8 protein-coding genes are annotated in these 8,802 nt (G+C 44.3%); 1 reads left to right on the forward strand and 7 read right to left on the reverse strand.

The window, feature by feature from the left end; all coding sequences use genetic code 11:
* The first annotated feature begins 2 nt into the window (after positions 1–2).
* A complete protein-coding gene (locus tag L4D76_RS19330) occupies positions 3–2,432 on the forward strand; it encodes a spermidine synthase family protein (RefSeq protein ID WP_428442523.1) in 2,430 nt (809 codons plus the stop codon).
* Here L4D76_RS19330 and L4D76_RS19335 read toward each other — a convergent pair.
* The 7 genes from L4D76_RS19335 to L4D76_RS19365 all read right to left on the reverse strand — a co-directional run bounded on the left by L4D76_RS19335 (position 2,429) and on the right by L4D76_RS19365 (position 8,573).
* The gene (locus tag L4D76_RS19335) at positions 2,429–3,025 is read right to left on the reverse strand and encodes an outer membrane beta-barrel protein (RefSeq protein WP_428442524.1); all 597 of its coding nucleotides are present in this window, start codon (positions 3,023–3,025) and stop codon (positions 2,429–2,431) included. The genes L4D76_RS19330 and L4D76_RS19335 overlap by 4 nt on opposite strands.
* A gap of 404 nt (positions 3,026–3,429) precedes the next feature.
* Positions 3,430–3,591: a hypothetical protein gene (locus tag L4D76_RS19340; RefSeq protein ID WP_428442525.1), complete on the reverse strand. Its 162-nt coding sequence runs from the start codon at positions 3,589–3,591 to the stop codon at positions 3,430–3,432.
* A 286-nt stretch (positions 3,592–3,877) separates the two neighbouring features.
* Positions 3,878–5,281, reverse strand: a complete 1,404-nt coding sequence (locus L4D76_RS19345; RefSeq protein WP_428442526.1) for a hypothetical protein — start codon at positions 5,279–5,281, stop codon at positions 3,878–3,880.
* 130 nt (positions 5,282–5,411) lie between these two features.
* Positions 5,412–5,879 (reverse strand): hypothetical protein, encoded by a 468-nt coding sequence (locus tag L4D76_RS19350; protein ID WP_428442527.1) that lies wholly within the window; start codon positions 5,877–5,879, stop codon positions 5,412–5,414.
* A 48-nt stretch (positions 5,880–5,927) separates the two neighbouring features.
* Complete coding sequence (locus L4D76_RS19355) at positions 5,928–6,857, reverse strand: hypothetical protein (protein ID WP_428442528.1); 930 nt, start codon at positions 6,855–6,857, stop codon at positions 5,928–5,930.
* Between the two features lie 125 nt (positions 6,858–6,982).
* Positions 6,983–7,879 (reverse strand): NAD-dependent epimerase/dehydratase family protein, encoded by an 897-nt coding sequence (locus L4D76_RS19360; RefSeq protein WP_428442529.1) that lies wholly within the window; start codon positions 7,877–7,879, stop codon positions 6,983–6,985.
* 142 nt (positions 7,880–8,021) lie between these two features.
* Positions 8,022–8,573 carry a GNAT family N-acetyltransferase gene (locus tag L4D76_RS19365; RefSeq protein WP_428442530.1) on the reverse strand — a complete coding sequence of 184 codons (552 nt, stop codon included), beginning with the start codon at positions 8,571–8,573 and terminating at the stop codon, positions 8,022–8,024.
* Positions 8,574–8,802: the final 229 nt, after the last annotated feature.

Here is an 8,802-nt window from a genome sequence, read left to right on the forward strand (position 1 = left end):
CAATGATTCTCCCGGCAGTTTTCCTTGTCTCCCTCTCTTCTCTTGCCTTCGAGGTACTTCTGGCCAGGATCTTCTCGATCAGCCAGTGGAATCATCTCTCCTTTATGGTGATCAGCATCGCACTTTTCGGCTTTGCCGCAAGCGGCACCGTACTGAGTATTCTCGATTCAAGGAAAAATGGCTGGATAAAGCGATTTGCTACAGGGAAAGCGACATCGGTTTTGGTGCTTCTCTACAGCTGCTCTACGCTCATTTCCTTTATTATTCTGACAAAGCTTCCCCTTGATTACTTCAGGCTTTCACTGGAGTCAATTCAGGCATTTTACCTTTTTCTCAGTTATACGCTTCTCGCGATACCGTTTTTCTTCGCAGGTTTTGTTGTGCTGGCAGCTTATGTCGAGCAGCCGGAAAACACAGGCATAATCTACTTTTCCACTATGGCTGGTTCCGCTCTGGGAACAATTCTTCCCTCCCTATTACTGCCTTTTATCGAGGAAGGAAAACTTGTCGTGGCCGTTGCGATAGTCCCCCTTTGTTATGTAACTGCAGCCGTTTTTATAAAGAGTAAAAACAACATCGGCCCCCGTTTTCCGGCCCGAAATCTATTTTTCTCCCTAGTAAGTGTTTGTACTATGTTGCTGACTGCGACTCTGCTCTTCACCCCATGGGGCGGTGCTCAGCTGGCCGTTACCCCTTCGCCGTATAAATCACTGAGCCAGCTTCTGCAGTTTCCACATTCAACAGTAACAGAGTCGCTGAGCAGCATAACCGGCAAAATAGAAACCGTAACCAGCCCTTATATCCGTTACGCACCGGGCCTCAGTCTCAAATATAGCGGCAGCCTTCCCGTGCAGAAATCCATTTTCCGGGACGGAGACGAACAACTGGTTCTCTATGGGGCAGACGGCAATTCAAAGGCGTTCGGTTTTGCGGAATTTACCTTGCCGGCGGTAGGCTACGATCTTGTCCCCCTCCCTCAAAGCGCACTTCTTATCATCAGAGGTGGAGGGACCAGCATACCTGCGGCACTTGCTGCAGGGGTCCCGGAACTGACCGTTATTCATGAGAGCCCCAGTATATCTCGAGCCATAGGGGAACATTATAATCTGCACACAACGTCCGTAAATCCTCGAATATTTCTCAGGCAGTCGCAAAGAAGATACGACATCATCCATCTTGAAAACTGGGGAACATCCCTGCCTGGATCTGCAGCACTAAGCCAGGAGCACCTTTTCACCACGGAAGCCTTCGGGGAGTATCTGAACCACCTTTCTGAAAAGGGTATCATCGTCATTTCACGCAAGCTGCTTCTTCCTCCTTCCGACTCGATCCGTCTTTTTTCCACAGCACTTCAGGTCCTACGGGAGCGCGGCATAAAAAATCCACAACATCACCTTGTTCTATTAAGAAACTGGGGGATTTTCACACTGATCGTTAGCAAAAATCCTATTGAAAATATAGAAATTCCGATGGACTTTGCTGAAAAGCTGAATTTCGATATTGTTTATATCCGGGATATGCAGCCTTCTCTTGCCAATCGCTTCAATATTTTCGAACTCCCCCATCATTACCTTGCCGTCGAGAAGCTGATCCAGCATTACAGTGAAAAAAAGGAGAAACAATTTTTTGATGATTACCTTCTGGATACAGCACCACAGGATGACCACAGGCCGTTTCCAGGCCGCTTTATCAAGTGGGACAGGTTAGGTGATTTGTACCGGAGCATGGGAAGCAGACCCTATTCGATGCTTCTCTCCGGAGAGATCGTCATTGCTGTGGTTTTTTTCGAGGCGCTGGCTGTCGCTGCCCTGCTATTACTGCTTCCCAGACTCCTTGCCAAAGGGAGAAAAGAGAGAGTTCCTTTAGCGCAGAAGCTCTACTTCTTTTCCATCGGGGCGGGATTTATGTTCGTGGAGATCTATTTTATCAAGGCCTATATCCTGATCTTTTCCAACCCGGTATTCAGCTTTACTTTTGTCCTGGCGGGTATTCTGCTCTCTTCCGGAATCGGCGGGTGGTGGTCTCAGAAAATGGGAAGAAATGCAGTTATCTATTCTCTTACGTGTCTCTGCCTAGCGCTCCTTGGAATTATTATCTTTATGGATCTGCTTTTCGATTACCTTTTAGGATTACCCGCACTACTTCGCTATCTATTTGCCCTGCTTATACTTCTTCCGCCGGGCATTTTAATGGGAGTGCCGTTCGCTCTGGGAATGCGCAGTCTCCTTACAACCCCTTTACAGCGGGCCTATGCCTGGGCGATGAACGGATGCGCCTCGGTCCTCACCTCCATTGTAGCAGCTGGACTTGTCCTGCATTCCGGCATCCAGTCCATTATGCTTTGCGCAGCGGCATTTTACTTATTAGCGGGACTTTGTTCGAAAGGTGCCGGAACCGAAAAAGAACAAGATACTCTATCCGCCAGTAGTTAAAAGTTATATGCAATACCCACCGACATCATATAAATGTCTTCTCCTGCATCGAGTTCGTATAGCTCATATTCAGCTCGTATTGAGACTGGATTTATATTGTATGCCGCACCAATACCAAATAGTGGGCCGTTTCTGGTGCCAACCTCATTGAACGCAGTAAAAATTTCCGAGTCTCCAACAGTATCCGTTTCATGAAACCCCACTTTACCGAAAAGTTCAAAATGTTCAGCCACAGGTAAAATCCCTAAGACAGAAACACCATAAGTAGAACTGGTATATCTCAAATCACTAATTTCAAGCAATAACTTACCTAAGTCAGCATAAAACACTTCAGCTGCAAAGTTTTCATTAAAACGAAAACCGACGAATAACTTAAAACCAGTATCCGTATCATTGAAAGATCCACCCTCACTCTCTCTAAGTGTTTTTTCTTCTGACGATACATCAAGCTTAGTTTTACCAAGTGAGCCACCGATGTATCCGTTCTTTGGGTTATCTACCAGAACTGTGGCGCTAACATAGTTGGATTCAGCGCTTGCTAGAGCAGAAGCGAATGCGGCGATAATGCTTAATCCAATAAAAGTTCGTTTCATTTTCAACCTTCCTTGCTGTATGAAACACACCTAATATGAATGATACACTGTCACACTAACATCATGATTCTTATTGAGTTTTTGTATCACGGGGGTAGTGAATGGCGGTCTTTTTTTCATATCTATACCGTAAATGCCATGACAGTGTAACGCTTGTTCAAGGATGATTGCTGAGGGTTAATATCTACCGGAGAAATTGAGTGCAATTGTGAGCAGAGTGATAAAAGGGGGGAAAGGTATTACCCACTACCATGATTCAGTTTGCAGCATTAGAATCCCAGAAACAGCGCAGCTAGTAACGCAAATACTGCAAGCGATAAAACACCCCGACGCCATTAAAAACATGACAAGCGACAAATAAATTTTGCGGATAGTGAAAAGGTTTTGTCGCTCGCTTTTTGTTTCTAATCTGCAAAATCACTATATTCTGGGCTGTCGTAACGTTGTCGTATTAGTCGACGTTTCCTTTTACGTTCCTGCTGATTGAAATCCTGGTAATCATCTTTATCTTCATCCTCAAACTTAAGCTTTGAGTTCTTATGAAATTTTTGATCTAATTTAGCCATTTTTATTTCCTAAAATACGTCTAGAATGTATGTTGTTAATTCTAGAACATTGGTAATATTGTTTAACTAGATTATCGCGTGATACTTGTAATCAATTGAAAATTAAGTGGTTAACACATCACTAGGTACTTAGGAAACTTATATCAAAAAGGTTGCACAGGTGGTCACACCAGCCTTTGATTGTTCATTTAAGTTTGTTTCTTGTGAAGTTAGTCTCCCCCCCCTGTATCAGCAACCCAAATATCATCAACCAGAGCGCAAGATAGCATTTTTTGCAAAACTAACTCTAAACAATACGCGCGCCCATCGGAACATTTGGGCCATCTTGTGTCTTCAGTTGCAGTAGTTTATTGCTATCAAAACACCGAGTGATCATGAGTATCCCCAATTCCCCTGCACGAGGACGGAAGGTAATACCGTTATTCCAGATCGAGGTAATAATGCCATCAGGCTCCATAATCGGAAAATGCAGTTTTGGCTCAAGCTGAATTATCTCTTTATTGTGCACATCCCCTTGCAAGATCACATCACGATAAAACGTGGCCCAGTTGGTGATAAGCGCCACCTTATTGCGTAATAAAGTAAAGAAGTTAGGTATAGCGGTAAGAGGCGAACCAGCACGATAAGCGCGAAAATCACCATCAGGGCTACGAATTGATTGGCGTATTAGGGCCGGGCTTTCTACATCTCCGGGGAAATAAGGAATATTAGCTTCATAATTACCCACATGCTGCTCAGTCAGCCCATGAATAGATGGCTTTCTACCTCGGAAGTTGGCAACCATGATGTTCATTTCAGATTTCATCTCACGAAAGAACCATGAGGTAATGAGATCATTAGAAGACACAAATTGAGCCTGGCCTTCCTGCTTGGCCTTTTCCTTTTCCTGTGACACCCACGCCGGATCGACTTGGTGAACACACACATTTTGTGGCGCACGATGAGTCAGCTTTGCTCCCACATAGGCCCCCATGATGCCAAGCCCAAGGCCGGCAGATGTGAACATTGCGTCTTCTTTTTCACCAATCACCTGAGCTTTGGCTTCTTCAAAACCAGTCACTCGCACCGGATCAAGCACCTCCACATCGGCATCTGCACTCAACATACCGTACAATTTGTAATAAGTGTGGCCATCCCCTAAGGTGTGGTTCATGGAAACAACTAAGGCAAAGCCTGGTACAGTCATAGCCTGCTGCAAAGGTGTAACCTGTTTGTGTTCCACTTGTCCTGATTCAATAGGAATCACTGCCACTTTAAATAAGGGCTCATTTTCATCGGTTGCAGGTTTCGAGCGAACGCATTGTACAGGCAATAAACATTTTATCAGCGCTTCATAAGGCATGCTCAATGAAAAGCCCACATCTCCAGACGTATACATTTTCAAATGTTGGTCAATGGTAGCCTCAGGTTCAAACATCCTGTTATATGTAAGCGCAGTGACGCGATCTTCTGTACTCTTTTTTACGATTCTAGAAGTGAGCCACGGGTTTTTCTCTAAAATCATTGCTAAGCGATGGCGTAGGAACTGGATCGGGGCCGCACCTTCATATAGGGTCACGGTAGTCACAGGTGGCAGATGAAGGTTTTCAAGTTCCCACTTAGTTAATTTCAGTGTTTCTCTGCCATCAGGATTAGAACGCTCATGTCTGCTCATTTGACACTTCCTCTTGTATTCTTTCTTCAGGCTCAACTCAGCTAACGCCTACAATAAGGAGTGCCAACATTGAACCAGCCAAGCACACCGAACTTCATACCAAAACTGCCGAGTGTAATGCACCACCTTGATTGTTTTTTATGCGCACTGAATTCCCTCAAGGTAGTTAGTTTGATTCAAACAGCTCTCTCTTATGAGAAATTAGGTACCAAATACTCCAAACTCCGAAAACAGCGAATGCTATGACAAATGACCAAATTTCTACGCCAGGCAAATAATCGTAACCTTTTGTGTCCGGTAAAAATAGAAACATGAAAATAATCGTAGTGGACCAATATAGTGAAATACCGCCAACTGCTGCGGTTGTTACAAGTGCCCACTGTTTTCTATGCCACAATCCAAATAGTGAAGCGATAAGCAACGGAACATATACAACTGTATCGCTAGCACCAAATGCACGGTTAACTTGTACACCAAACTCACTGACTTGCTCCGCACTCTCTTGCAGCCCATAACGAACAGTAAAGTCATAGTCAAATACTGACATGGTTTGACCAAGAAGCATCAGTATGATTGAAAGAGCAATGAAAACTTCCAGTACCCAAAAACCTAAAGGCCTTTCTCTGTTTTTCATTTGATCACCAATATTGGACTGTCCCCCCTGTGTCAAACTACTTGTCGCTTATAATTTGGCCGGCAGGCTCAGTTGAAGCCTTATTGTCTTGTCCAAGGAGGCCGCTAGCCATTTCTTCACTTCCGTCGATTCTCCAAGCAGCGACAACACATCCCTATCTATGTCTTTGTCTGACTCAGACTCGCCACAGAAGACCTTTAGTGTATTGGAGACAACTTCCATCCGCGGGCGAATTGGCGACAGGGTTATGTTCCAGGCACACGCTGCAAATGGCCTCTCTGGCTTGAGTTTCCCACCAATCACCTCGAGTACTATCTGGAGATTTTCTACAAAATTCCAGTGACATGTCCAAAGCAGGTCGATGGCAAAACCCAACGAAAAATCCTCACCGTCCATCCCTTGAAGATCTTCAAAAGGGATTGTCTCAACCGTCTGCCTCCAGAAATCTTCGTGTTCCTTGTAGTGATCCGGACAGTCTTTTTGGCCGTAAGAGAGCCATGCATACTGTGTGCTTGGGTCCTGTTCTGACCTAGGCCAATCGGTCCAGCTGCGGAGCTTTTCGATCACCCGCTGCACCTGCCATTCTTTCAGTGGCGAGCGTTCCCCAAGGCAAGCGAGAACCCGAGACGCCGGAACTGTGCCTATGGTTAAGTCGATCGATGCGCTGGGACATCCGGCAACCCAGGCCGAGAGAGCGGCACAGGCATTTTTCGATACGACTTCAGTGGGATGAGTTTGACCAGGCGTTCGGGTGCCTAATCCCTTGCTGGTTTCTCCTGTCGCGATTGCTTTAAGTATGTTGCTAACCCATCGTTCAGCCTTGTGGTGGCATAATTCGAGAGTCGAGATGAGACCTCGAATTTTCGCCACGTTCGGGGCAATGGGAGCGATTCGGTCCTCCATCTTATCGATGGTCGAGATTTCCGAATCGGCTCCCTGAGCACAATTACGCCACCATGTTCTGCAAGATGTCGTCATTTCTTCTGCTCTCCTAACTTGTGTGCTGCCGGACCATATTTAGGCCGAACGCCTACAATAAGGTGTGCTAACACTAAATTAGCCAAGTTCACTGAACATTACAAAAAAATGCCGAGTGTAATGCATCACCTTGATGGTTTGTAGCTGTAACTCGTTGCCGGAAGAACTTCCGCTATTTCGTTATCAAGCATACTTAATACGCTCTCATAACCGTATTTAGGCTGCCAACCTAGCTCTTGTTGCGCTAACGTTGAGTCATAAATACGATCGAGTGTTTGAGGCAAACGCCAACCTCGGTTAGCAAAATCCTCAGCAAGATTTGGTGCATACTCCTGTATAACATCATCGGCACTTTGATACAGCCGTTCACAACATGTTCTATTAAATGGAGTTTGTCCGGAAATGATATAACGTCTAAAGCCCGATAGGCGTTTTTCTACTGCACAAGCATGAGCACTGGCAACATCTCGAGCATCAATACCACGCGTTAAACGATAAACAGCCATTAAGTTTGCTGGCTCTGGGAAACAGCGTGACATTTGAAGAACAGTGATAGGTAAATTGAACAAATTTGAGATATTTTCAAGTATCTGTTCAGCCTTAATCTTTGATTTGTGGTAAATCGTTTTAGGTTTTGGAGTAACTGTTTCATTAACCCAACCCGCTACGCCCTCTGGCGTTGATGCAAAACCATAAAGGGCAGTAGTGCTCGTGAACACAAAATGTTTAACACCCTTTTTTACACCCAATAAGGCTAGCTGCTCCGTTGCTTTTATATTAATTTCTTCAAATTCATTGTCAGATACCAACCCAACATGAGGAGCGTGTAGTGCCGCTGTATGAATAATGACCTCAACGCCTTCTAAAGCTTTGGTCAACAAAGCGGTATCACGAATATCTCCGACATAATCCGCTGTTGAACATGGCGTTCTATCGATCCCAACTACTTTGTGTTTTTTCATTAGGTTGATGTAGATTGCACGCCCTACTCTACCTGCTGTCCCTGTAATTAAAATTTTCAAGTTTTACCGCCTATTGGAATACACGAAGCAATATTAATAGCTAACACCTACAATAAGGTGGGCTAGCACAAAACTAACCAAGCACACCGAACTTCATAGCGAAACTACCGAGCGTAATGCATCGCGTTGATTGCTTTATAATTCAATTGTCACCAAATGAACGTTCATAGGAGATAACTCCATTTGGTGAATCGTCAGTTGCTTCTTTGAACCCATTGTTTTCTAGAAGTTTAATTGATTGAGCATTACCAACATCAACTCCGCCAAGCAATTTAGATACTAGTTGAGAACGATTGCACCATTCAATTAGTCCCACCATAAACTCATTGGCATAACCGTTACCCCAAAATCGCTCACCAAGAAGATAACCAATATGTACATTGGAACCAGACTTTTTTTGAGCAAACTCATAGAGAAAAATGAAACCAATAATCTGATGACTCTCTGAGCACTGGATTATAAGGAAATGGCTGTTAGTTACCATTTCATTTATCCATTTGCTTGCTGATTCAACACACTGAACTGATTGGAACTCTGGAGGAAGGGATTGGGTTACATTTGGCGTTAATATTGTTAAAGCAATATCAGATAACTCTGCTTCAGAAACTGACTGATTTAGAACGCTCAGTACATTACTAACCTTCAGTCGATCAGTTTCAAAAGAACACGTTTGAAAACTATATTGTTGAGTCATCCATCGTTACCTCATGAATTGAAACACCCTGCTAACGGTGTTTTTCAAGATTGTTGTCACCCATTAGCTGATTTTTATGCGGCTTTCCGCATGCGATTTTCTGGGTTTAATGTTACTGGCCCTATCGGGTTACAGTCTTGAATTTCACGAGACCAGCGTAATGGGTTCTTAGCTTTAGCTAGCCGCAGTACTTCTTTCCTTTTAACGAGTATTTCTCTATCAATACCAT

This window comes from Photobacterium sagamiensis (assembly GCF_050337085.1).
GTDB classification, from domain to species: domain Bacteria; phylum Pseudomonadota; class Gammaproteobacteria; order Enterobacterales; family Vibrionaceae; genus Photobacterium; species Photobacterium sagamiensis.